The 24,511-nt window shown below is 71.7% G+C and carries 23 protein-coding genes and 2 tRNA genes; 9 read left to right on the forward strand and 16 right to left on the reverse strand.

Annotated features, from left to right (window positions below; all coding sequences use genetic code 11):
• Positions 1–48: 48 nt before the first annotated feature.
• The 6 genes from argG to FB462_RS16005 form a co-directional block, all read right to left on the reverse strand.
• Positions 49–1,491, reverse strand: coding sequence for an argininosuccinate synthase (gene argG / locus FB462_RS15980; RefSeq protein WP_058740458.1), 1,443 nt, complete (start codon positions 1,489–1,491; stop codon positions 49–51).
• 95 nt (positions 1,492–1,586) lie between these two features.
• Positions 1,587–1,661, reverse strand: a tRNA-Arg gene (locus FB462_RS15985).
• A gap of 13 nt (positions 1,662–1,674) precedes the next feature.
• Positions 1,675–2,778, reverse strand: a complete 1,104-nt coding sequence (locus FB462_RS15990) for an epoxide hydrolase family protein (protein WP_141862970.1) — start codon at positions 2,776–2,778, stop codon at positions 1,675–1,677.
• Between the two features lie 316 nt (positions 2,779–3,094).
• Positions 3,095–3,589: an HNH endonuclease gene (locus FB462_RS15995; RefSeq protein WP_141862972.1), complete on the reverse strand. Its 495-nt coding sequence runs from the start codon at positions 3,587–3,589 to the stop codon at positions 3,095–3,097.
• A 378-nt stretch (positions 3,590–3,967) separates the two neighbouring features.
• Positions 3,968–4,933: a C40 family peptidase gene (locus tag FB462_RS17830; protein ID WP_114849481.1), complete on the reverse strand. Its 966-nt coding sequence runs from the start codon at positions 4,931–4,933 to the stop codon at positions 3,968–3,970.
• Positions 4,934–5,233: 300 nt separating this feature from the next.
• Entirely contained in the window at positions 5,234–5,929 is a 696-nt protein-coding gene (locus FB462_RS16005; protein ID WP_114849480.1) for an iron-dependent transcriptional repressor DtxR, read from the reverse strand.
• 222 nt (positions 5,930–6,151) lie between these two features.
• Between FB462_RS16005 and serC the strand changes: the two genes are divergently transcribed.
• Positions 6,152–7,270, forward strand: a complete 1,119-nt coding sequence (serC, locus tag FB462_RS16010) for a phosphoserine transaminase (protein ID WP_114849479.1) — start codon at positions 6,152–6,154, stop codon at positions 7,268–7,270.
• A 138-nt stretch (positions 7,271–7,408) separates the two neighbouring features.
• Here the strand turns inward: serC and FB462_RS16015 are convergent, their stop codons facing one another.
• Together FB462_RS16015 and FB462_RS16020 are read right to left on the reverse strand one after the other, a co-directional pair.
• Positions 7,409–8,050, reverse strand: coding sequence for a DUF3027 domain-containing protein (locus FB462_RS16015; protein WP_141862974.1), 642 nt, complete (start codon positions 8,048–8,050; stop codon positions 7,409–7,411).
• Complete coding sequence (locus tag FB462_RS16020) at positions 8,050–8,427, reverse strand: cold-shock protein (protein WP_114849477.1); 378 nt, start codon at positions 8,425–8,427, stop codon at positions 8,050–8,052. Before FB462_RS16020 ends, FB462_RS16015 begins: the two co-directional genes overlap by 1 nt.
• Positions 8,428–8,482: 55 nt before the next feature.
• Between FB462_RS16020 and FB462_RS16025 the strand changes: the two genes are divergently transcribed.
• From FB462_RS16025 to FB462_RS16045, 5 genes are all read left to right on the forward strand, one after another.
• On the forward strand, positions 8,483–8,782 hold the full coding sequence (locus FB462_RS16025) for a hypothetical protein (protein WP_058740465.1): 300 nt from the start codon (positions 8,483–8,485) through the stop codon (positions 8,780–8,782).
• 28 nt (positions 8,783–8,810) lie between these two features.
• Complete coding sequence (locus tag FB462_RS16030; RefSeq protein ID WP_141862976.1) at positions 8,811–10,574, forward strand: helicase-associated domain-containing protein; 1,764 nt, start codon at positions 8,811–8,813, stop codon at positions 10,572–10,574.
• Between the two features lie 74 nt (positions 10,575–10,648).
• A complete protein-coding gene (locus tag FB462_RS16035) occupies positions 10,649–12,343 on the forward strand; it encodes a DNA repair helicase XPB (protein WP_114849475.1) in 1,695 nt (564 codons plus the stop codon).
• Between the two features lie 55 nt (positions 12,344–12,398).
• The gene (locus tag FB462_RS16040) at positions 12,399–13,094 is read left to right on the forward strand and encodes a response regulator transcription factor (protein WP_058740468.1); all 696 of its coding nucleotides are present in this window, start codon (positions 12,399–12,401) and stop codon (positions 13,092–13,094) included.
• A gap of 61 nt (positions 13,095–13,155) precedes the next feature.
• Positions 13,156–14,844: a sensor histidine kinase gene (locus FB462_RS16045; RefSeq protein ID WP_114849474.1), complete on the forward strand. Its 1,689-nt coding sequence runs from the start codon at positions 13,156–13,158 to the stop codon at positions 14,842–14,844.
• A 198-nt stretch (positions 14,845–15,042) separates the two neighbouring features.
• On the opposite strand, the gene FB462_RS16050 is transcribed toward FB462_RS16045, so the two are convergent.
• From FB462_RS16050 to FB462_RS16080, 7 genes are all read right to left on the reverse strand, one after another.
• On the reverse strand, positions 15,043–15,951 hold the full coding sequence (locus tag FB462_RS16050; RefSeq protein WP_141862978.1) for a hypothetical protein: 909 nt from the start codon (positions 15,949–15,951) through the stop codon (positions 15,043–15,045).
• A gap of 294 nt (positions 15,952–16,245) precedes the next feature.
• Positions 16,246–17,865 (reverse strand): chaperonin GroEL, encoded by a 1,620-nt coding sequence (gene groL / locus FB462_RS16055; protein ID WP_114849472.1) that lies wholly within the window; start codon positions 17,863–17,865, stop codon positions 16,246–16,248.
• Between the two features lie 265 nt (positions 17,866–18,130).
• A complete protein-coding gene (locus FB462_RS16060) occupies positions 18,131–18,334 on the reverse strand; it encodes a cold-shock protein (RefSeq protein ID WP_058740472.1) in 204 nt (67 codons plus the stop codon).
• Between the two features lie 192 nt (positions 18,335–18,526).
• Entirely contained in the window at positions 18,527–19,123 is a 597-nt protein-coding gene (locus FB462_RS16065) for a LytR C-terminal domain-containing protein (protein WP_114849471.1), read from the reverse strand.
• Positions 19,120–19,419, reverse strand: a complete 300-nt coding sequence (locus FB462_RS16070; RefSeq protein WP_229666864.1) for a DUF3263 domain-containing protein — start codon at positions 19,417–19,419, stop codon at positions 19,120–19,122. The genes FB462_RS16065 and FB462_RS16070 overlap by 4 nt, the downstream gene beginning before the upstream one ends.
• Positions 19,420–19,517: 98 nt before the next feature.
• Positions 19,518–20,597, reverse strand: coding sequence for a DUF2332 family protein (locus FB462_RS16075; protein ID WP_141862980.1), 1,080 nt, complete (start codon positions 20,595–20,597; stop codon positions 19,518–19,520).
• Positions 20,594–21,061 carry a GNAT family N-acetyltransferase gene (locus FB462_RS16080; RefSeq protein ID WP_141862983.1) on the reverse strand — a complete coding sequence of 156 codons (468 nt, stop codon included), beginning with the start codon at positions 21,059–21,061 and terminating at the stop codon, positions 20,594–20,596. The genes FB462_RS16075 and FB462_RS16080 overlap by 4 nt, the downstream gene beginning before the upstream one ends.
• Before the next feature lie 62 nt (positions 21,062–21,123).
• Between FB462_RS16080 and msrB the strand changes: the two genes are divergently transcribed.
• From msrB to FB462_RS16095, 3 genes are all read left to right on the forward strand, one after another.
• Positions 21,124–21,525: a peptide-methionine (R)-S-oxide reductase MsrB gene (gene msrB, locus FB462_RS16085; protein WP_058740477.1), complete on the forward strand. Its 402-nt coding sequence runs from the start codon at positions 21,124–21,126 to the stop codon at positions 21,523–21,525.
• Between the two features lie 33 nt (positions 21,526–21,558).
• Positions 21,559–21,634: transfer RNA gene (locus tag FB462_RS16090), tRNA-Thr, on the forward strand.
• Positions 21,634–23,136 (forward strand): glycosyltransferase family 39 protein, encoded by a 1,503-nt coding sequence (locus FB462_RS16095; protein ID WP_141862984.1) that lies wholly within the window; start codon positions 21,634–21,636, stop codon positions 23,134–23,136. The genes FB462_RS16090 and FB462_RS16095 overlap by 1 nt, the downstream gene beginning before the upstream one ends.
• 236 nt (positions 23,137–23,372) lie before the next feature.
• Here the strand turns inward: FB462_RS16095 and FB462_RS16100 are convergent, their stop codons facing one another.
• Positions 23,373–24,404 (reverse strand): aldo/keto reductase, encoded by a 1,032-nt coding sequence (locus FB462_RS16100; RefSeq protein WP_114849466.1) that lies wholly within the window; start codon positions 24,402–24,404, stop codon positions 23,373–23,375.
• Between the last annotated feature and the right edge of the window lie 107 nt (positions 24,405–24,511).

Raw genomic sequence — 24,511 nt, forward strand, 5'->3', positions numbered from 1 at the left:
CGCGGTGGCTCCCCTTCGTCGTGTCCGGCCTCGACCCGACGGGACGGGTCAGTCGGTCCCGGAGTCGAACGCAGCACCCTCGGACGCGGCGTCCGTCGCCCGCCCGAGCGCGTCGTCCGCGTCGGAGGTCACGACCGCGCCGCCGAGGATCTCCTCGGCCTCGCCCGCCTGCAGCTGCCCGACGAGCTCGCCCGTCGCGCCGCCGATCAGACCGGCCGCCGCGTACTGCTCGAGCCGCGCGCGCGAGTCCGCGATGTCGAGGTTCCGCATCGTGAGCTGCCCGATCCGGTCGTCCGGCCCGAAGGCGGCGTCCCCGACGCGCTCCATCGAGAGCTTGTCCGGGTGGTACGACAGCGCGGGCCCGGTCGTGTCGAGGATCGTGTAGTCGTCCCCGCGACGCAGGCGGAGCGTGACCTCGCCGGTGACGGCCGACGCGACCCAGCGCTGCAGCGACTCGCGCAGCATGAGGGACTGCGGGTCGAGCCACCGGCCCTCGTACATCAGACGGCCGAGGCGACGACCCTCGTTGTGGTACGCCGCGACGGTGTCCTCGTTGTGGATCGCGTTGAGGAGCCGCTCGTAGGCGATGTGCAGCAGCGCCATGCCCGGCGCCTCGTAGATGCCGCGGCTCTTCGCCTCGATGATGCGGTTCTCGATCTGGTCGGACGCACCGAGGCCGTGCCGACCACCGATGGCGTTCGCCTCGTACACCAGCGCGACGGCGTCCGGGAACTCGACCCCGTTGATCGCGACCGGGCGGCCGGCCTCGAAGCGGACCGAGACCACCTCGGTCGCGACGTCGACGTCGTCGCGCCAGGCGGCGACGCCCATGATCGGCTCGACGATGTCCAGCCCGCTGGAGAGCTCTTCGAGGCTCTTCGCCTCGTGCGTGGCGCCCCAGATGTTGGCGTCGGTCGAGTACGCCTTCTCGGTGGAGTCGCGGTACGGGAAGCCGCGCGCGACGAGCCACTCGCTCATCTCCTTGCGGCCGCCGAGCTCCTCGACGAACTCGGAGTCGAGCCACGGCTTGTAGACGCGGAGCCGCGGGTTGGCCATCAGGCCGTAGCGGTAGAAGCGCTCGATGTCGTTGCCCTTGTAGGTGGAGCCGTCGCCCCAGATGTCGACGCCGTCCTCCTTCATCGCGCGGACGAGCATCGTGCCCGTCACGGCGCGGCCGAGCGGCGTCGTGTTGAAGTACGTCTTGCCGCCCGAGCGGATGTGGAAGGCACCGGTCTGCAGCGCGACGAGGCCCTCTTCGACCAGGGCGCTCTTCGCGTCGACCAGGCGGGCGATCTCCGCGCCGTACTCGTGGGCGCGACCGGGGACGGCGTCGATGTCCGGCTCGTCGTACTGGCCGATGTCGGCCGTGTACGTGCAGGGCACCGCTCCCTTCTCGCGCATCCAGGCGACCGCGCAGGAGGTGTCGAGACCTCCGGAGAACGCGATGCCGACTCGTTCGCCGACGGGGAGACTGCTCAGGACCTTGGACACGGTGACAATCGTACGGGTCCGCTGGGCCGCACTACCGTCCGGGCCGACGGTTGTGGATCGATCGTGTCCTGGTGCTCTGGCGGCCCTGGTGCACCTGGTGCCCCTGGAGGGACTCGAACCCCCAACCGTTTCCTTAGGACGGAACTGCTCTTCCGTTGAGCTACAGAGGCTGGCCCGTCCACTCTAGCGGCGGTACGGCTCCAGGAACGTCCGGACCTCGGACACGTACAGCTCCGGCACCTCGACCGGCGCGAAGTGGCCGCCCCGGTCGAGTTCGTGGTGGTACACGAGGTTCGTCGTCCGCTCGAGCCACTCCCGCGGTGCCCGCACGAGGTCCCCCGGGAAGACCGAGAACCCCGACGGCACCTCCACCCGCCGGGCCAGCTGCTCCGCCGGGATCGCCGCGTTCGCGTGGTACATCCGCATGGACGACCCGATCGTTCCGGTCGCCCAGTACTCGGTCAGCAGCGCGAGCACCTCGTCCCGCGTGTACACCGACCACAGGTCCCCGCCGCAGTCGCTCCACGACCGCAGCTTCTCGACGATCCACGCCGCCGTGCCCGCCGGCGAGTCCGTCAACCCCACCGCCGCGGTCTGCGGCTTCGTCCGGTGCAGCATCGCGTAGGCACCCTCGTCGGTCCGCCACCGTGCCGTCTCGTCGACGAAGGCCCGCTCCGCCGGCGAGAGCGCCGAGGCGTCGAGCCCCGGCCACGCCAGGCCGCCGTCGATGCGGTGCACTGCGACGACCCGGTCCGGCTGGTCGAGCGCGAGGTACCGGACCACGTGCGTGCCGATGTCGCCGCCGGACGCCGCGAAGCGCTCGTACCCGAGCGTCGTCATGAGCTCCGCCCACATCCCGGCGACCTGTCGCGCGTCGAGGACCTGCGGCGGCGCGTCCGAGAACCCGTAGCCGGGCATGTCCGGGACGACGACGTCGAAGCCCGCCGCGACGAGCATCGGCAGCACCTTCCGGTACCGCCACCCGGAGTCCGGCCAACCGTGCGCGAGCAGCAGCGGGATCGCGTCGTCCCGTCCGGACCGCGCGCGCAGCACGTGCACCCGGATGCCGTCGACCTCGACCAGACGCGAGGGCAGGGCGGCCAGGGCGGCGCGGTGCGCGTCGAAGTCGAACCCGTCCGCCCAGTACGCCACGAGCGGGCGGAGTTCGTCGAGGTCGACGCCCAGCGACCAGCCGTCCACACCCGTCGCGTCCGGCCAGCGGGTCGCCCGGAGGCGTGCCCGGAGGTCCGCGATGGTGGCGTCGTCGATGTCCGGCGTCTCGCTCATGCAGCGCACGCTACGCCCGCGTGTTCCTTCCCATCACGCTCGCGATCGGAGGACGTTCCGCGCATGATGCGCAGGAACACCTGACCCACCACGCGCGGATCCGCACACCACGCGCGGATCGGCCCACCACGCGCGGATCCGCACACCACGCGCGGATCGGCCCACCACGCGCGGATCGGCACACCACGCGCGGATCGGCCCACCACGCGCGGATCGGCACACCACGGTCGCCGGGCGCGACCACCGGCGGACGGGAGGCACGTGGCGGCGCCGCACCGTGCCTCCCGTCCGTCCGTGGCTGCGGCAGCAGCCGCCGCTACGCGGCGACCAGGTACTCGTCCCACTCCGACTGCGGCCGCTCGATGCCGCGCACCACCCACGAGGCACCGTGCGGCGCCTTCGGCCGGAACCGGAGTCGCCAGCCCATCTCCTGCGGGGTGCGGTCGCCCTTGGTGTTGTTGCACGCCAGGCAGCAGGCGACGAGGTTCTCCCACGAGTCCTGCCCACCGCGGGACCGCGGCTGCACGTGGTCGATCGTCGTCGCGTGCCGGTCGCAGTACGCGCAGCGGTTCGCATCGCGCCGGAGGACCCCGCGGCGCGAGACGGGCACGAGCCGGGCGTGCGGGATGCGCACGTAGCGGGTGAGGATGATGACGGACGGACGGTCGAACGACGACGTCGACCCGGTGACCGGGTGCTCGGCGTCGGCGGTGACGATGGCGGCCTTCTGGTTCATCACCAGCACGAGGGCCCGTCGGTCCGAGATCACCGCGAGGGGCTCGTAACCGGCGTTGAGGACGAGAGTGCGCATGGGTTCCCTTCCGACGTGCCTGGACGGCTTCCAGGCGCTGCGGGTGCGTCGGACCGAGCGACGCCGACGTGGGACCGCGGTCTGCGACCACGCCCGGAACCACGAAGAGCACCACCCGGATGGGTAGTGCTCTCGTCAGGTCAGGGCGTGATGGTGCACGCAGGGGGCGGTGGACCGTATGTCCACGAGCGCGCGCCGACCCGTGGTGCGGGTCGTGCGGATCGCTGACATGAGGTCTCCCGTGGTCGGGCCGTGTTCGGACCGGTGCAGCATCAGGCTACGTCAGGAACCGGCCCAGCACGAGGGTGTGCGGGCCGGTTTCCGGGAGTGTTCACGGGAACGACACACGGGTCGTCACCGCGGGGGGTAGGGCCGGGGTCAGATCCCGAAGCGGACGATGTGGTAGCTGCTCGTCCAGATCGGGCGGATCGACACCTTGCCGCCGGGCTTCGGCGCGTCCATGATCATGCCGTTGCCCATGTAGAAGCCGTCGTGCGAGCCGTCGTTGAAGACGACGACGTCGCCGGGCTGCGCCTGGGACTCGGGGATCGTGGTGCCGGCCGCGTCCTGCAGCGGGACCGAGTGCGCGAGGCTGATGCCGTACTGCGCGTAGACGTACATGACGTAGCCCGAGCAGTCGAAGCCGGACGGGTCCGCGCCGCCGAAGACGTACGGCGTGCCGATGTACTGCTTGGCGGTGGCGACGACGGCCGGCAGCGAGAACGGGGTGTTCGCCGAGGTCGCGGCGATCTGCTCGGCGCTCGGGCCGCTGTACGACGAGTACTGCTTCGCCGTCGCGGCACGGGCGGCCTGCGTCGCCTCGGCCTGCTTCGCTGCCTCGGCGGCGGCGTCCGCTGCGGCCTTCTGCGCGGCCTCCTGGTCGAGGGTCGCCTGCGAGGTCGCGCCGTAGCCGTCACGGTTGGTGCCGGCGAGGGCGACGGCGTCCGAGACGGAGAACTCCTGCGCCTGGGTCGCACGGACCTCGCGCTGGGCGGTGGCCGCGGCGGAGCCGGTCTGCTGCGTCGCGGCGAACGCCGGGGCGACCGCGACGGTGCCGAACATGCCGCACGCGACGGTGAGGACGACCGGTGCCAGGAAGCGGCGCTTGCGGGCGGTGGCGCTCGCCTTCGTCTTCTCGGCGGCGAGGGCGGCCTGCGCGGCACGACGACCTCCGGGGAGCGGCGCGTCGCGGACCGGGGTCACCTTGCGGACGGTGGAGGTGGTCGCGGGGGCCTGGCGTGCTGCCCGCCGGGTGAGCGGGGCGGCTGCCGTGGGGATGGCGTTCGCGGTGTTCGTCGGGTTCGCGGGGGTCTGGCCGTCCGCGGCGGAACCGGTCTGCGTCAAGGGTGGTGTCTCCGGCGTCTCGTCACCACGGCCGGGCGGGTGTTCCCGGTCGTGCAACCCCATCCGTTCGTCATCGTTTCCGATCGAGGCAGGAGACGGGCGCGAGACGTCCTGCCACGGGTCCTGGGCCTCGTGGGCGACCCGGGACTCGACGAGTGTACGTGGGCGTCGTTACCGTGTCGAGATGAAACGGTGGTTCGGTAACGGAACGATGACGAATCCCTGATCAGGGGCCCGTCACCTGCATGACCTTGTGCGGTTTCTCAGGCTCAGGGGTGCTCGTTGCGAACCGCGCCAGGGTCAGGCGTGCTCGATGTAGACGTGCTGGGCGACCTCGGCCGGGAGCTCGATGCCCGACTCCTCGCCCTCGACCCGGACGGCCACGTAGGCCCCCGCACGCTGCACGCTCGCGACCCGACCCGGCATCACGCCGGCGGTCCGCAGCTGGTGCAGGAGCTCGGGTTCGAACTGCACGGGCTCGCCCAGACGGCGGACGACCCCGGTCGCCACGGCGTCGGTGCCCTCGGTCGCGGCGACGATGTTCCGCACACCGTCGAGGAAGCCCGGCGCCGTCGGCCCGCCGATCTCGGCCAGCCCGGGGATCGGGTTGCCGTACGGCGACTCGGTCGGGTTGCCGAGCATCTCGAGCAGGCGGACCTCGACCTGCTCGCTCATCACGTGCTCCCAGCGGCAGGCCTCGTCGTGCACGAACGCCCAGTCGAGCCCGATCACGTCGGACAGCAGGCGTTCGGCGAGCCGGTGCTTCCGCATCACGTGGGTCGCACGGGAGCGGCCCTCGGTCGTGAGCTCGAGGTGCCGGTCGCCGGAGACGACGACGAGTCCGTCGCGCTCCATCCGGGCGACGGTCTGCGAGACCGTCGGACCCGAGTGACCGAGGCGCTCGGAGATGCGCGCTCGCAGCGGGACGATCCCCTCTTCTTCGAGGTCGAGGATCGTCCGGAGGTACATCTCCGTGGTGTCGACGAGATCGGTCACGGTCCGCCTCTCAGGTCCGGTTCCAGCGCGCCCCACCCTACTTGTTCACGGTGACAGCGACGGACCGACATCCGTCAGGGGACAGACCGTCCCGAGGGATCGTCACGCGCGTCCGGGTCCCGTCCGGCACGCGGCGACGGGCCTGGAGGCATGCCCCACGCCCGCCCCGTCCGGCCGGTGCAGGGTCGGCTGGGCTGGGATACCGCTCGCTAGGATCGCTCCATGGCAGACATCGTCATCCCCGCCGACCTCCTCCCGACCGACGGCCGCTTCGGCTGCGGACCGTCCAAGATCCGCGGCGCGCAGCTCGAGTCCCTCGTGACGCGCGGGGCGACGATCCTCGGCACGTCCCACCGGCAGAAGCCCGTCAAGGACCTCGTCGGCAGCGTCCGGCGCGGCCTCGCCGACCTGTTCCAGCTCCCCGACGGATACGAGGTCGTCCTCGGCAACGGCGGCTCGACCGCGTTCTGGGACGCCGCCGCGTTCGGGCTCGTCGAGCGCCGGGCCGAGAACCTGTCCTTCGGCGAGTTCGGCTCGAAGTTCGCCAAGGCCACCGCAACCCCGTGGCTCGAGGCCCCGCACGTGGTCGAGGCCCCCGGCGGCTCCCTCGCCGCACTCGAGCCGGTCGAGGGCGTCGACCTCTACGCCTACCCGCACAACGAGACGTCCACGGGCGTGATGGCCCCCGTCGTCCGCGCGGCCGGCGACCCCGGTGCCCTGACCGTCGTCGACGCCACGAGCGCCGCCGGCGGTGCGGCCTTCGACGTCAGCGCGACCGACGTCTACTACTTCGCGCCGCAGAAGAACTTCGCCTCGGACGGCGGCCTGTGGCTCGCACTGTTCTCCCCCGCGGCGCTCGAGCGCGTGGAGCGGGTCGCCGCGAGCGACCGCTACGTGCCGGAGTTCCTGTCGCTCAAGAACGCTGTCGACAACTCCCGGCTCGACCAGACGCTGAACACCCCGGCCCTCGCGACCCTGCTCATGCTCGACGACCAGGTGTCCTGGATCAACCAGTCCGGCGGGCTCGCGTGGGCGGACACCCGCACGAAGACGTCGTCCGCGACGATCTACGACTGGGCGGAGTCGGTCGACTACGCGACGCCGTTCGTCACCGACCCCGGGCACCGGTCGCAGGTCGTGGCGACGATCGACCTCGACGACGCGATCGACGCCAAGGCCGTGGCGGCGACGCTCCGCGCGAACGGCATCGTCGACACTGAGCCGTACCGGAAGCTCGGGCGCAACCAGCTCCGCGTCGCGACCTTCACGGCGATCGACCCGGACGACGTCGCCCAGCTCGTCCGCTCGATCGACTTCGTGGTGCAGGCCCTGCGCGGCTGACCCCCGCGGCGGCCGGGCGCGCGAGCTGGCTCGGGTCCCGAGACGCGACGAGGGCGGTTCCTCGCAGCGGAACGTCGCTGCGGGAAACCGCCCTCGTTGCGTCTTGCGAAGGCCGGGCCCGGAGGCCGGAGACCGACGTCAGGCGTGCCGGTCCGGGTCGACCTCGGTCGGGTCGAGCCGGTCGAGCTCCAGGTCGTCGTCCGGGTCCACGGGGCGGACCCGCGCGGCACGACGTCGGGCGCCACGGGAGCGCAGCGGAGCGGGCTCCTCGTCCTCGTCGTCTTCGTCCGCCGCGTCGACGTCGACCCCGTCGAGCTCGTCGTCGTCGGACTCCTCGAGGTCGTCCTCGTCCTCGTCGCCGAACGCGTCGTCGTCGTCGGACTCGTCGTCGTCCGCCTCGTCGTCGTCCGGGTCCTCGTAGTCCGCGTCCTCGTCGTCGTCGTCCTCGTCGGACTCGTCGTCGTCCTCGTCCGACTCCGCCTCCGCGTCGTCGTGCCCCGCCCGGTACTCGGCGAGGCGCTCGGACCACGGCACCCACTCCGGCGCGAGCAGCGAGCCGTCACCCGGCAGGAGTTCGACCTCGAGCACGGTCGGCTCGTCACCCTCGACCTGCGCGACCGAGACGGTCCAGCGCCAGCCGGGGTACCCGGGCATCCGGTTCGAGAACTGGACCGAGACGACCCCGTCGCCCTCGTCGACCGTGCCGACCGGCTGCCCCACCGTGGACTCCGGCGTGACCTCGAGCAGCGCCTTCCGCGCGAGCTCCGTGACGTCCACCATCAGGCGTCCAGCTGGTCTGCGACGTGGCGCAGGATCGCGGCGATGCGCTCGCCGTTCTTCGGGTAGCGACCGTGCCGGAAGTCGCCGCTGATGCGGTCGAGCTCCTTCACGAGGTCCTCGACGATGACGGCCATGTCGTCGGCCGATCGGCGGGACATCTTCGCGAGGGACGGTGCGGGCTCGAGCAGGCGGGCGGACAGCGCCTGCGAGCCCTTCTTGCCCTGGACGACGCCGTACTCCAGCCGCGTCCCGGGCTTGACCGAGGTGACACCGTCCGGCAGCGAGGACGCGTGCAGGAACACGGACTCACCGTCGTCTCCGGAGATGAACCCGAACCCCTTCTGGTCGTCGTAGAACTTGACCTTGCCGGTGGGCATGCGTGGACTCCTCGTGGTCGTGGAACGGCCGTGGTGCGTCGGATATCCTGGGTCGATGGCCAAGCCGACCCGATCCACCGGGACCCCCCGCGACGCAGCGGACTCCTCGGTGACGTTCAATCGTACCGAACGCGTCCTCGGGTTCATGGTCGGGGGCATCTTCATCGCCGCCTTCCTGTGCATCGCGGCCATGATCGTGATGTGGCTGACCGTCCCGAGCGCCCAGGGTTCGATGCCCTGGCCCGTGATCATGGCGATCCCGCTGATCGGTCTGCCGATCGGGATGGTGCTCGTCTTCGTCCTCCTCGGTCTCACCTGGTCCAAGCGCGCCCGCGAGAACCGGTCGGCACGCTGAGGACCGGCGACGACCGGAGCGGCGGACGATGACGACCACCGCAGACCTCGCCGCACGCCTGCGCGCGACGCCCGACGACGACCTCGAACGACTCGTCGTCGCCCGACGGCTGCCCGCGGCCGTCCTCGCGGACTCCGGTCCGCAGCACGCCGCCGACTTCTTCGACCTCGCCGAGGCGCTGCGGACCGACGACGCCGTCGACGCCGCACTCGAGCACCTGCCCCGTGCCGCGCTGCTCGCGCTGCGGGACGGCGAGGCGGGTGACGCACTCGCCCCCGCCGTGGCGCTCGGCCTGGCGGACGCGTCCGGCGGCGTCGACGACGCGGTCGCGGCCCGCTTGGCCGCCCACCCCGACCTCGTGGCACTGGACCGGACAGGAGGCCCGTCCGGCGTCCGGCGGTCGGGCGACGTCACGCAGGCGGCTGACCCCGACCGCGCGCGCGCCACGGGTGCCGAACGCGCCTTCACGACGATGACCGTCCTCGCCGAGCTCCTGCGCGCCGTCCGCGCCGGGAGCGTGAAGGAGCTCGTGAAGGGCGGGATCGGGACGCCGCTCGCCAGGATCCTCGGCGAGCGCACCGGCACCGATCCCGAGCTCGTGCCCGACCGGCTCGCGCTCCTCGCCCGCGTCGGGTTCGCCGACCCCGGCGAAGGGCTCTGGCACACCACACCGGCGGGCGACGACTGGCTCGTCGCGCCGTGGCCGGACCGCTGGGTCGGGCTCGCCGGGCGCTGGCGGGACGCCCTCGACCCGGCGGTGCACGACGTGCTCGAGACCGCCGGCGACGACCTGCGCGACCTCGTGGCGCTCGGGCGCTGGGCGTACCCGGCCGGTGCGCGGTGGCTCGACTCGGAGCTCCTCGTCGTGGCCGGCACCGCGGAGTCCATCGGGCTCGCGGTCGACGGTGTGCTCACCCCGACCGGTCGGGCCGTGCTCGACGGGGACGCCGACGCCGCCGCCGCCGACCTGCCGCCCACGGTCGAGGGCGTGTACCTGCAGCACGACCTGACGGTCATCGCTCCCGGGCCGCTCTCCCCCGCCGACGACGCGGCCCTCCGCTCGGTGGCCGACCTCGAGGCCCCGGGGCTCGCGGCCCGGTACCGCGTGTCCGAGGAGTCCGTCCGCCGTGCCCTCCGCGCCGGCAGCACGAAGGACGAGCTCCTCGCGCTGCTGGACCGGCTGTCCGCCACGGGCGTGCCGCAGCCGCTCGGCTACCTCGTCGAGCAGGTCGCCGGACGCGACGGCAGCATCGTCGTCGACGTCGGACCGGGCGGGGTCGGCACCCGGGTGCACGGCACGCCGGACCAGCTCGACCTGGTCGGGGTCGACGCCGAGCTCCGCCAGCTCACGTGGGAGCGGCCCGACCTGACGACCCTCGTGACCCGGCACCCGGCGCACGTGGTGCACGCGGCGCTCGAGGACCAGCGCTACCCGGCCGTGCTGACGGCCGCAGCCCGCCCCGCGACGCAGGGCGTGCCTCCCGTCCGTCGCCGTGCCGCCGGACGCACGCCGGAACAGGCGGCGCACGCACTCGTCGAGCGGCTGCGGCTGACGACCGAGCGCGGCGAGGCGGAGCCGGAGCAGGAGTGGCTCGGCCGGCAGATCGACCTGGCCGTGCGGGGGAAGACCCCGATCCGGCTGACGGTGCGCATGCCGGACGGATCCGAACGGCCCGTCTCGATCATCCCGACCTCCGTCGCGGCCGGCCGTGTGCGCGGACGGGACACGGCGGTCGACGTCGAACGCACCCTGCCGCTGTCGCTCGTCGTGGCGGTCGAGAGCGAGGCGTGACGCCGAGGGCCGCGACGCGCAGCGTCCGGGCCGGGCACGGCAGCTCGCAGCCGCGACGCCTAGGCTGATCCGTCATGAACGGACCGCTGATCGTGCAGAGCGACCGCACCGTGCTCCTCGAGGTCGCGCACCCCGACGCCGAGGACGCGCGGCACGAGCTCGCCGCCTTCGCCGAGCTCGAACGCGCCCCGGAGCACGTGCACACGTACCGGATCACGCGGCTCGGGCTCTGGAACGCACGGGCGGCGGGGCACGACGCCGAGGCGATGATCGGCACGCTCGAGCGCTTCGCGAAGTTCCCGGTCCCGCAGAGCGTCACGGTGGACATCCGCGACACGGTGTCGCGCTACGGACGGCTCGTGATCCGGCGTGAGGAGCGTCCGGACGCCCCGGTGATCGCGAACTCACCCACCGAGGAGCTCGAGCGCCAGCCCGTGCTGCTCCTGACGGCCGAGGACCCGTCCGTCCTGGCCGAGGTGACCCGTTCGAAGCGGATCAAGCCGCTGCTCGGCGACCAGCGGTCGTCCTCGGAGATCGAGCTGCAGCCGTGGGCACGGGGCCAGGTCAAGCAGGAGCTCGTGAAGCTCGGCTGGCCGGCCGAGGACCTCGCCGGCTACACGCCCGGGCAGCCGCACCCGATCGACCTCGACACCGCGTCGTGGCACATGCGGCCGTACCAGGAGCAGGCGGTCGACACCTTCTTCGCGCAGGGTTCCGGCGTCGTCGTGCTCCCCTGCGGCGCGGGCAAGACGCTGGTCGGTGCCGGTGCTATGGCGACCGTCAAGGCGACGACGCTCATCCTCGTCACGAACACCGTGTCCGCGCGGCAGTGGCGCGACGAGCTCCTCCGCCGGACGAGCCTGACCGCGGACGACATCGGCGAGTACTCGGGCACGTCGAAGGAGATCCGCCCGGTCACCATCGCGACGTACCAGATCCTCACCGCCCGCCGGAAGGGCGAGTACACGCACCTGTCGCTCCTCGACGCCCTCGACTGGGGCCTCATCGTCTACGACGAGGTCCACCTGCTCCCCGCGCCGGTGTTCAAGCTGACGGCGGACCTGCAGGCGCGCCGTCGGCTCGGCCTGACCGCGACGCTCGTGCGCGAGGACGGGCGTGAGAGCGACGTGTTCTCGCTGATCGGGCCGAAGCGCTACGACGCCCCGTGGAAGGAGATCGAGGCGCAGGGCTACATCTCCCCCGCCGCCTGCTACGAGGTCCGGATCGACCTGCCGCACGCCGACCGGTTGGAGTACGCCGCGTCCGGCGACGACGAGCGCTACCGGCTCGCCGCGACGTCACCGGCGAAGACCCCGGTCGTGCGGGAGCTCATCGAGAAGCACCGCGGCGAGCAGATCCTGGTGATCGGCCAGTACATCGACCAGCTCGACGCGCTGGCGGAGTCGCTCGACGCCGCGGAGATCACCGGGGCGACGCCCGTCGACGAACGCGAGCGGCTGTTCCAGGCGTTCCGGCAGGGTGACATCGACGTCCTGGTCGTCTCGAAGGTCGCGAACTTCTCCGTCGACCTGCCCGACGCGACCGTGGCGATCCAGGTGTCCGGCTCCTTCGGGTCCCGTCAGGAAGAGGCCCAGCGACTGGGCCGACTCCTGCGCCCGAACAAGGACGGTCTGCCGGCGTCGTTCTACACGCTCGTGACGCGGGACACCGTCGACCAGGACTTCGCGCAGAACCGGCAGCGGTTCCTCGCCGAGCAGGGGTACGCGTACACCATCCTCGACGCCGACCAGGTCCAGGCAGCCGCGTAGCCGGCACACGAGTCGCTCCCAGGAAACCTCTAGGGAACGGTCAGAGGATGTGTCCATGACCGATGGCCCCAAGATCCTGATCGTCGACGACGAACCGAACATCCGCGACCTCCTCACGACCTCGCTGCGTTTCGCCGGGTTCGCCGTCCGTGCGGTCGGCAACGGGGCCCAGGCGATCTCGGCCGTGCTCGAGGAGGAACCCGACCTGATCATCCTCGACGTGATGCTCCCCGACATGAACGGCTTCGGCGTCACCAAGCGCCTCCGTTCCTCGGGCTACACCTCGCCGATCCTGTTCCTCACCGCGAAGGACGACACCGAGGACAAGATCACCGGCCTCACCGTCGGCGGCGACGACTACGTCACGAAGCCGTTCTCACTCGACGAGATCGTCGCGCGCATCAAGGCCATCCTGCGCCGCACGATGAACGACGAAGAGGACGCGATCATCCGCGCGGGCGAGCTCACGATGGACCAGGACACGCACGAGGTCACGATCGGCGACGCGCAGATCGAGCTGTCCCCGACCGAGTTCAAGCTCCTCCGCTACCTCATGCTCAACCCGAACCGGGTGCTGTCGAAGGCGCAGATCCTCGACCACGTGTGGGAGTACGACTTCAACGGCGACGCCGGCATCGTCGAGTCCTACATCTCGTACCTGCGCCGGAAGCTCGACCAGTACTCGAGCGAGCCGATCATCCAGACGAAGCGCGGGTTCGGCTACATGCTGAAGGCGACGAAGGCGTCCTAGGGTCGCTCTCTCGGCGGGCGTCCGGTTCCACCGGACGCCCGCCGCTTATCCTCGGGACAGCATGCACACGCGAATGAGCCGCTGGTGGGACGGGATCTCCCTCCGCACGAAGATCACCGGGATCACGGTGCTGCTCGTCGCGCTCGGGCTACTCGTCGCCGGACTCGGCACCATGACGGTGCTGTCGACGTACCTGATGTCGCAGCTCGACAACAACGTCAAGCAGACGACGGAGCAGCTCGAGGGCCAGAACATCAGCGACGGCGAGCAGTACTGCAAGCTGTCCGTCGTCCTGTCGCAGAGCGCCTACGTCGCGGCCTACGACTCCCGGGGCGACCAGATCTGCCAGACGAAGGCGTCGAGCCGGCCGGACATCCGCTCGCTCGACTTCTCGGCAGCCGCGCAGAGCTCGCAGCGCTTCTCGCTGTACGACAGCCAGCACAACCACGAGTGGCGTGCGCAGATCATCCCGGCGTCGCTGCAGAACCAGTCGAGCGGCACGTCGGAGACCGGTTACGTGCTCGTCGCGGTGTCGAGCGCGGACACCGACCAGACCATCGCACGGTTCACGGTCATCTTCCTGGGCTTCGGCATCTCGGTGATCCTGCTCGGCGCGATGCTCACCCGGCTCCTCGTCACGGCCACCTTCGACCCGCTCCGCGACGTCGAGGACACCGCCGCCCGGTTCGCCGCCGGCGACTTCAACCAGCGCCTCGAGGCCGACACCCCGAACACCGAGGTCGGACGGCTCAACCGCTCGCTCAACGCGATGCTCGAGCGGATCGACTCGGCGTTCGAGGACCGCGAGCGCACGATCGACCAGATGCGCCGCTTCGTCGGCGATGCCTCGCACGAGCTCCGGACGCCGCTCGTGTCCCTGCGCGGCTACGCCGAGCTGTACCGGATGGGTGCCCTCCGCAAGGAGGAGGACGTGGCGCAGGCCATGGAGCGCATCGAGAAGGAAGCACAGCGGATGGGCCTGCTCGTGCAGGACCTGCTGCAGCTCGCGCGCATCGACGAGTCGAAGCCGCTGGAGCTCGGACCGGTCGACCTCGTCGCGATCGCCCGCGACTCCGCTCTCGACACGATGGCGTCGAACCCGGACCGCGAGATCCAGGTGCTCGTCGAGGACTCCGTCACCGGGGTGAGCGTCGCGCAGCCCGTGCGGCCGACCCTGGCGAAGGGCGACACCGGCGAGGTCCCCGGTTCGCCCCCGTCGGCGAACACCACCGGGCCGATCGCGTTCTCGCGGCAGACCATCGCGCGCCTGCGTGCCCGTCGGACGCGGGCGATGGGCGTCGAAGGCGGCGTGCCCACCGACGAGACCACCCCGCTGCCGACGATCGTGCTGCCGGCCCGCCCACCGATCGTGCTGGCGGAGGAGAACAAGATCCGCCAGGTCGTCACGAACCTGATGGGCAACGCGATGCGCTTCACCGAGCACGACGACCCGATCGAGATCGGCATCGGCGTGGACGACGAGCGCGGGATGGCCCACATCGACGTGATCGACCACGGCGAGGGCATCCCGCCGCAGCTCCGCGACAAGATCTTCCAGCGCTTCTGGCGTGCGGACACCTCGCGTGCCCGGGACACCGGCGGTTCAGGGCTCGGCCTGGCGATCGTCTCCGGCATCGTGCAGGCGCACCACGGCTCGGTCGAGGTCTTCGACACCGAGGGCGGCGGCGCCACCTTCCGCGTCTGGCTCCCCCTGCTCCCCCGCGACTACACCCCGACGCCCACCGCCTGACGCCGCCGCCGGCGCCGCCGCCGGCGCGCCCGCCCCGCGCCCCGCCGCCCCCGCCGAGGTGCCGGAATTTCGGCATCTGGGCCCGCTCAGCCCCCGTCTTCGCTCCCTCGACGAGGGAGTCGCGGCGAGTCGTGGCACCTCGACGCTCCGATGTTCGACGTGTCGCGCCGCTCGAACGCCGTGGGCGCCGGCGGCTGATCAGGACGATTGCCCCGAAGGCGCCATCCGCGCGAGGCGGCGCTGGACGAAGGCCTGTCGGAGCCGTTCGAAGAGCACGGCCGGTCGTGCTGCGTCGGACGCGGTGGCGTGGATCAGGATCCAGCCGTTCACCACGAAGCCGTTCGACCGTCGCTGGTCGTGTCGGAACGTCGAGCGGTCGCGATGGTGGTCGCCGTCGTACTCCAGGCCGATCCGGAGGGCCGGCCACGACAGGTCCACGCGCCCGAGGAATCCGCCGTCGTCATCGGTGACGTCGACGTTGATCTCGGGCTCCGCGAAGCCGGCGTCGACGACCGCCAGGCGCATGCGCGACTCCATCGGCGACTCGACACCGGGCCGCACGCGGGCGAGTGCGGCCCGCGCGCGACGCGCCGAACGGCTGCCTGCGACGATCGATGCCGCCAGGTCGTCCGGGGTCGCGAGGCCCGCCGGTCCGACGAAGTGGTCGCCGAGGACGACCAGTTCCTCCTCGGTGAGGAGACTCGCGCACTCGAACCAGGCCCGAGCGGGTGTGCTCACGCGGATCCCCCGGACGGTGTCGACCGGGACGTCGACGAGGCGGGTGCGATGAGGTGTGACCTGCGGCCGTCGCATGATCGGGCTGTCGCCGATGGACGTCACGTGCACCGGCCCGCCGTCGAACCGAGCCGGGACCGGCCCACCCCACAGGCGCGCTGCGTCGAGGTGGCTCACGAACTGGTCGCGCCGCATGACGACCGCGATCGCCTCGACCAGTCGCAGGTCGAGATCCACCGGTGCGCGGACACCGTGGATCGGAGCCGTGAGGTCTCGTCGGGTCAGCCGGGTCCGGCTGCTGCCGGTGGCGACCGCGTCTCGGACGCGGAACGCCTCGGTGTCGAACCGGGGCGGCTCGGATCGTCTCTGCACGACTCGAGCGTTGCCGACGGCGGTTCCCAGCCGACCGCCTCGGGTCGATCTGTGGAGAAGATCTCGCCACGTCCCTCCAGGCCGAACCCGGCCGGTGCGCACCCAGGTGACACGACTCGCCGCATCAGCGACGCCCGGGTGTGACCGCCGGGCGTCTGGCGCGGCCGGATGCCAGAATTTCGGAACCTCGGCGAACCCGACCGCGCGCGCGACCACCGCACCGCACCGCCCGCGCCCCTCGCACGCAGAAGGGCCCCGCACGCGCAGCGTGCGGGGCCCTTCTGTCAGGACCGCTTAGAAGTCCATGCCACCCGTGGGGTCGCCGGCCGGCATGGCCGGAGCCTTCTCGGGCTTGTCGGCGACGACGGCCTCGGTCGTGAGGAACAGACCGGCGATCGACGCAGCGTTCTGCAGCGCCGAGCGCGTGACCTTGGCCGGGTCGATGATGCCCGCGGCGACGAGGTCGACGTACTCACCGGTCGCGGCGTTGAGGCCGTGACCCGACTCGAGCTCGCGGACCTTCGCGGCGACGACGCCCGGCTCGAGACCGGCGTTCAGCGCGATCTGCTTGAGCGGCGCGTCGATCGCGACGCGGACGATGTTCGCGCCGGTCGCCTCGTCACCCTCGAGCTTGAGGGAGTCGAGCACGACGGACGCCTGGATGAGCGCGACGCCACCACCGGCGACGATGCCCTCTTCCACGGCGGCCTTCGCGTTGCGGACGGCGTCCTCGATGCGGTGCTTGCGCTCCTTGAGCTCGACCTCGGTCGCAGCGCCCGCCTTGATGACGGCGACGCCACCGGCGAGCTTCGCAAGGCGCTCCTGGAGCTTCTCGCGGTCGTAGTCGGAGTCGGTCGCCTCGATCTCGCCGCGGATCTGCTTGACGCGGCCGGCGATCTGGTCCTCGTCGCCAGCACCCTCGACGATGGTCGTCTCGTCCTTGGTGATGATGACCTTGCGGGCCTTGCCGAGCAGGTCGAGGGTCGCGTTCTCGAGCTTGAGGCCGACCTCTTCCGAGATGACCTGGCCGCCGGTGAGGATCGCGATGTCCTGCAGCATGGCCTTGCGACGGTCGCCGAAGCCCGGGGCCTTGACGGCGACGGACTTGAAGATGCCGCGGATCTTGTTCACGACGAGGGTCGCGAGGGCTTCGCCGTCGACGTCCTCGGCGATGATGAGGAGCTGCTTGCCCGACTGGATCACCTTGTCGACGACCGGGAGCAGGTCCTTGATGTTGGAGATCTTCGAGTTGACGATGAGGATGTACGGGTCCTCGAAGACGGCTTCCTGGCGCTCCGGGTCCGTGACGAAGTACTGCGACAGGTAGCCCTTGTCGAAGCGCATGCCCTCGGTCAGCTCGAGCTCGGTGCCGAAGGTGTTCGACTCCTCGACGGTGACGACGCCCTCCTTGCCGACCTTGTCGATCGCCTCGGCGATGAGCTCGCCGATGGTGGAGTCAGCGGCGGAGATCGACGCGGTCGCGGCGATCTGCTCCTTGGTCTCGATGTCCTTCGCGTTGGCGAGGAGCTGGTCGGAGACGGCGGCGACGGCCTTCTCGATGCCGCGCTTGAGCGACACGGGGTCGGCACCGGCGGCGACGTTGCGGAGGCCCTCGCGGACGAGCGCCTGGGCGAGGACGGTCGCGGTCGTCGTACCGTCACCGGCGACGTCGTCGGTCTTCTTCGCGACCTCCTTGACGAGCTCCGCACCGATCTTCTCGTACGGGTCGTCGAGTTCGATCTCCTTGGCGATGGAGACACCGTCGTTCGTGATCGTGGGGGCGCCCCACTTCTTCTCGAGGACGACGTTGCGGCCGCGCGGGCCGAGCGTCACCTTCACGGCGTCGGCCAGGGTGTTCAGGCCGCGCTCGAGGCCGCGACGGGCCTCCTCGTTGAAAGCAATGATCTTAGCCATGTGAGTTTCTCGTCCCTCCCGGACGTCGTCATGGGGGTCGTGCTGGCACTCAGCGTGAGCGAGTGCCAACGCCGATTCTGGCACTCGACGAGGTCGAGTGCAACACAGCCGGGAGGCACGGGTCGTCTTCCCAGGACACGCACCGACACGGCACGGTCGCGCCCGGCACGACGAACGCCCTGCACGAGGAACACCCGGCACGACGAACACCCGGCACGACGAACGCGCCGCCCCCGAGGGGACGGCGCGTTCCGGGTGTCGCGGTTCAGGCGGGGCGGACCGACTCGGCCTGCGGCCCCTTCGCGCCGGTGCCGACGTCGAACGTCACCGCCTGGCCCTCCTCGAGGACCTTGTAGCCCGACATGTCGATCGCCGAGTAGTGCACGAACACGTCCTGGCCCCCTCCATCGACGGTGATGAAGCCGAAGCCCTTCTCGGCGTTGAACCACTTCACGGTTCCGTTGGCCATGATCTCTTGCTCCCTGGTGGTGCTGGTGCAGACGACGGGTCGTCGTTGGTGCGGACGACAGGCCGTCGTCTGGCGATGACTCTGACCGAACAAGCGCGGCGTGGCAAGGGTTGTGACGCCCTTTCACGCCGATTCCGTCAGAATTCAACGTCCCGGAAACACCGCCGTAACGAACCCGGCGCGGGGAGCGCGTCAGCCGGCGTAGTCGGCGCCGAGCACCACGGTCACGTCGGCGTTCGGGAACGCCGCCGACTGCTGCACCGCGGAGACCCCGAGCGCCTGCGCGACGCCCTGCGCCACGGCCGCCTGCGACTCCTGCTGGTAGTACACGATCGTCGCGGTGGTGCCGGTCGTCCCGGCGTCCCCGGTCGAGCGGACCTGCCAGCCGGCGTTCCGCAGCGCGGTCGAGCCCTTCGCCGCGAGCCCGGTGGTCGATGTGCCGTTCAGGACGACGACGCTCGTCGCACCCTGCTCGGCGGGGGTCGCGGCCGTCGGGGCCTGGGTCTCGGACGGCGACGGCGTGGCCTCGCCCGAGGGCGCACCGGTCGCCGGGGCCGAGGCGGACGCGGACGACGACGGAGCCGGCGAGGACGTCGTCCCCGGGAACGAGTAGCTGCCGTTGAGGAGCGCGAGCACGAGCACCCCGATGAGCACGAGCACCCCGGTGGCGAGCGCTGCCCAGGCGAACGCGATCCAGCCGCGGCCACGACGCCGGGCACCGCGGTGCGCCCCGACCCGGGGGCCGTCGGTGACGTCGTCGAACCGGTCTCGCGGGAATCTCTGGGTCATCGTTCCTCTTCACGGGGATCGGTCGTCGTGCCGGGGGCGACGAAGGAGCGCGCCGCGCGGGCACGGGTGCGGGCGTGCCGGAGCCGCTGCAGTCGCGTCACGAGCTGCGGGTCGTACGCGAGCGCCGCCGGCAGGTCGATCACGCGGTTCAGCACCTGGTAGTAGCGCGCCGGCGACATGTCGAACTCGACCCGGATCTCCGCTTCCTTCGTGCGGTCGTGCCGCGCCCGCTCGTGCTCGAAGGCGAGTACGTGCTTGTCGAGCTCGCTGAGCTCGTCGGCGGGGATGGTGGTCACGGCACTTCCGGTCACGGTGGGGTAACGGGTCTCGCACATCGTAGGGGTGGCGGGCACGCCGACCCTGGCACGCGCCTGGACTGTCGCGAAGCCCGCGTTCAGGCTGCGGGCGCGCGGAACCACCGCACGCGGACGCCGAACGGGTCGGACACCGCGAGCGCGACGCCGTCGAGCGACAGGGTCGCGAACGCGTCCGGGTCGCCGGGGTCGACGTCGCCGGGCAGGCTGGCGGCCACCCCGCGCAGGATCCCGGTCCGTTCGAGTGCGACCCAGCGCACGCCGCGCTCGCGGAGCCGGTCGACGACCCGCTGCCGGTCCGCGCCGGGTACGTAGACGAGCGTCCCGGTCGTCAGGACCACCGGTTCGCAGTCGTCCGGCAGGGCGTCGAGTGCGCGGTCCAGGTCACCGGGCAGGGTGCCCCGGATCCGGACGGGAGGCACGGCGAGCGTCGCGCGCGCCGCCGCACGCATCAGGGCGGTGCGGTCCGTCGCCTCGGGCGGGACGGCCTCGACCAGCCGGTCGAACGCGCCGGGCTCGGCCAGGTCGATCGGGTTCGGGTCGAGGGCCACGCGCGCACCGATCCGGATCGGCGTGGCACGCGGCGCGGGCACGGCACCGGAGACGGCGACCGTCAGGTGGATCGACGGCTCCGCGACCGCGGTGTGCACCCGCACCCGCTCGTCGCGCACCCCGCCACCGACGTCGCACCCCGTCACACCGGGGTGCGACGCGGGTACCGGCGTGCGACCGGACGCACGCTCGGCAGCGGGCACGTGGTCGAGCGTCACGCGGTCCGGGATCGAGCAGAGTCCGGCGGCGGCACCCGCGTCGACGAGCCCCAGCGGCCGGTCGGTCGCCGCGGCGAGCGCCTGCAGGACGGGGACCACCGGACCGAGGCGACGCGGGTCGTTGGCCTGCACCGTGGCGGCGGCGAGGGCCGCGACCAGGATGGGGCGTGCCTCCCGGCCGAGCGCGCGCAGCGCACCGGGGTCCGCCGGGTCCGCACCCAGCCGCCGGGCGACCGCGAAGACCAGCTCGGGCTGCCGCTGCTGCGCCGGCACCGCCTCCAGGAGCGCGACCAGGTCGTCGTCCACCGAGCGTGCCCAGGCCGCGTACGACGGCGAGCCCGGGGCGATGCGCTCCGCGTAGGCGGCGTACCGCTCCCGCGTCCCGGTCACGGTCGGTACATGCCGACGTGGCGGATGCCGGCCTCGTCGTACGGGGTGCCGAAGCGGGCGAACCCGTGCCGCTCGTACAGCCCGGCCACGTACTCCTGCGCGTGCAGCACGAACGGCTCGTCGCCGTGGGCGGCGAGCACCGCGCCGACCAGCCGGTCGGCGACCCCCTGCCCGCGGTAGTCCGGGTGCGTCGCGACCCGACCGACAACCCACGCCGGTGCTGCGGCGCCGTCGGGGTGCGGCTCCCCCGCGGCCGGTCGGACGAGCCGGAGGTACCCGACCGGATCGTCGTCCGCTCCGAACCACCAGTGCTCGGTGTCCGGGTGGCGGTCGCGGCCGTCGAAGTCCTCTGCCGTGACCCGCTGTTCGAGCGCGAACACGCGGTTCCGGAGGACGACGATGCCGTACAGTTCGTCCGTCGTCAGACAGTCCCAGCGGGCGTGGCGCACGGAATGCTCGGACATCGTGGCGAGTTTACTGAGGTGGCCGGGCAGCACGTCGACCCGGCCGGAAGCAGGAGGAACACATGACGTACAACGTCGACAAGTCCGACGCCCAGTGGCGCGAGGAGCTCTCTCCGGACCAGTACGCCGTCCTCCGGCAGGCCGGGACCGAGCGCCCGTGGACCGGTGAGCTGCTCGACGAGGAGCGCGCCGGCGTCTACACGTGTGCGGCCTGCGGAGCGGAGCTGTTCAAGAGCGGCACGAAGTTCGACTCCGGCTGCGGCTGGCCGTCGTTCTACGAGTCGGTGCGCCCCGAGGCCGTCCAGCTCATCGAGGACAAGTCCCTCGGCATGGTCCGCACCGAGGTCCGCTGCGCGAACTGCGGGGGCCACCTGGGGCACGTCTTCCCGGACGGCTTCGGCACCCCGACCGGCGACCGCTACTGCATGAACTCGATCTCGCTGAACTTCGAGGCCGCGGAGTGACCCCCGACGCGCCCCGGTAGAGTGGGCGCGTCAGCCGGCATGGCGCAATTGGTAGCGCACCGTACTTGTAATACGGGGGTTGCGGGTTCGAGTCCCGCTGCCGGCCCCATGATCGCAACGGCCACCGCACCCGCTCCGATGCGGCCCCGACGACGACCGTCGCGGTGGCTCCCCCTGGCGACGGCGCCGTGGACCCGCTGGAGCGTCTTCGCCGTCGTGGCGCTGTGGGCGGTGTACCAGGACCTGTGGCGGCTCGGCGAGGGCAACGTCCAGACCGACGAACCGGCCTACCAGCAGCCCGGCTGGGGCTACCTGCACGGCGACTTCAGCGAGAACCGGCAGCACCCGCCGACCGCGAAGTACCTGATGGGCCTGTCGCAGCTGGTGTTCGGCGAGGGCGTCACGTCGGCGCGGATCGCGGTCGCCGTCCTCGGACTCCTGACCGGTCTCGTGCTGTTCGTGTGGCTGCGGCGCGACGTCGGGTGGTGGACGGGACTGCTCGCCGCGGCGCTCTGGTGGCTGCCGCCGCACGGGATCCTCGACGACCCGAGTCGCATCGACCGTCTGGCACTCCTCGACGGTCCGATGGTGGCGTTCGGCGTCGTGGCGATGTGGTGCGGCTGGCGGTGGGCGACCGGTGGCCGCTGGTGGTGGGTGCTCGTCGCCGGGCTGGCCGCGGGGCTCTCCGTGACGTCCAAGGAGATCGGCGTCCTGCTCGTGCCGGCGTTCCTGCTCCTCCCCGTGCTCTTCCGTCGCTGGTGGGCGCTGCTCTGGGGCGGTGCGCTGTTCCTGGCCGGGTTCGCGGCCACGGTCGTGGTGCCGTACCTGCCGTTCGGGGTCGTCTCGACGATCACCGAGATGATCGCCTTCCAGCGGCAGCACGCCGTCGACGGGCACCTGGTCGAGGTCGCCGGCATCATCACGCGGCACTCTCCGTGGTGGGCGAACCTCTGGTACATGTGGCAGGGCACCGGCACCGTCGTGTGCACGGTCCTCGGCGTCGGGGTCCTCGCCGCCCTGGTGCTCCGCCCGTCCCGGCTGGTCCTCTGGGTCGCCCTCGCGGCCGTCCCCTTCGTGGTGTTCTTCCTGGCGGTCAGCGACGTGGCGCTCGGCGAGTACTACATCGCCTGGGTCCCCATGGTGGTCGTGCTCGCAGCGATCGGCATCGGCCGACTCGGCACCCTGCGCGGCCCGACCTGGTGGCGCGTGGCCGGCCTCGTCGTCGCCCTGGCGCTCGTGTCCGCAGCCGGGTTCTCGTCCGTCCGGCTGTCGATCGCGACCTGGACCATGCACCCGACGGGCATCGGCCGGCTGCCGGAGGTGCTCGCGCAGACCCCCCGCGAGGACGCCTTCGTGCTCGCCCAACGGCAGTCGCCGTCCTCGGTCGCCGCGTTCGTCGGGCACGACCAGACGCGCGACCCGGCGGCCGGACCGTTCGACCTGGTCGTCATCGGGCAGGACCCGCGGTACGGGCTCGACCCGGCCCTCCCGGCGTTCGCGGCGGCGCACCCCGACCTGGTCCGGGTCGTGCACCTGGACGACGTCGAGGTGCTCGTTCCCGACGGACGCCTGCAGCTGACCCCGGGAGGGTGGCAGGTGGTCCCGCGCTGACCGAGCGACACCGGTGGACGGCGAGAGCCCGAGCGACGGATCGCTCGGGCTCTCGGCGCGTGGAACGCGGATCAGGGGGCGTTCCGGGCGCTCGACGCGGTAACCAGCCGGCCGTGTGTCGAGGATGACACCAGAACGGGGGACGTGTCCACAGATCGGTGACTCTTCGCGGCTTCCCGCACGGATGTGCAGGATCCGGCCGCCTCGACTGCGTTCCCGCAGGCAGCCGCCCGGGGTCAGCGGCCGCCGGTGATGCGACGCTCGCGCTGCGCCACGCCCGCCGTGCCGTACGGGTAGTCGTCGATCCGCGGGGCGCTCGCGTCGGTGAGCGTCCGGAGCTCGTCGTCCGTCAGCACGAGGTCGGCGGCACCGAGGTTGTCCTCGAGCTGTGACACCGTCCGGGCGCCGAGGATGACGCTCGTCACCGCCGGACGGGCGAGCAGCCACGCGAGGGCGACCTGCGACCTCGAGGCCCCGTGCGCATCGGCCACGGCGGACACTGCGTCGAGGACCTGCCACGTGCGCTCGTCGCCGTTCCGGGCCTCCCACGCCTCCATGCCGCGCTGCGGGTTCTCGCCGAGCCGGGTCGCGCCGGTGGGGGCCTCGTCGCGCTGGTACTTGCCGGAGAGCCAGCCGCCGGCCAGGGGCGACCACGGGAGCAGGCCGATGCCGGCGTCCAGGCACGCGGGGACGACCTCGTGCTCGATGTCGCGGACGAGCAGGTTGTACTGCGGCTGCAGGGTCACCGGCGGGGCCCAGCCGTGCGCCTTCGCCTCGTAGACGGCCTTCGTCACCTGGTAGCCGAGGTAGTTCGAGAAGCCGTACGTGCCGATCTTGCCCGCGGAGACGGCGTCGTCGAGGAAGCGCAGGGTCTCCTCGATCGGGGTGAGGGCGTCCCACGCGTGCATCTGGTACAGGTCGATGTGCTCGACGCCGAGTCGCTCGAGCGAGGCGTCGAGGGCGACCCGGAGGTGCCGACGGGACAGGCCGAGGTCGTTCGGGCCGTCGCCCTGCGGGAAGCGCCCCTTGGTGGCGAGGACGACCTGCTGCGCCTCGGTCGGGTGCGCGGCGAGCCAGCGGCCGATGATGCGCTCCGACTCGTTGCCGGAGTACACGTCCGCGGTGTCGACGAGCGTGCCGCCCGCGGCGACGAACGTGTCGAGGATCTGGTGCGAGGTGGGTTCGTCGGCTTCGCTGCCGAACGTCATGGTGCCGAGGGTCAGCGTCGACACCGATGTCCCGCTGTTGCCGAGGAGTCTGTAGTCCATGGCCGGGACGCTACGCGCGGGCGTCTGCGTCAGCGAGGACCCACGAGTACCTGTCAGCGCCCGTCGGACACCGCGGCGTCCACGGAAGCGCCGAGGAACGCGATCGC

Origin of the sequence: Curtobacterium citreum, assembly GCF_006715175.1 — a bacterium.
GTDB lineage: Bacteria > Actinomycetota > Actinomycetes > Actinomycetales > Microbacteriaceae > Curtobacterium > Curtobacterium citreum.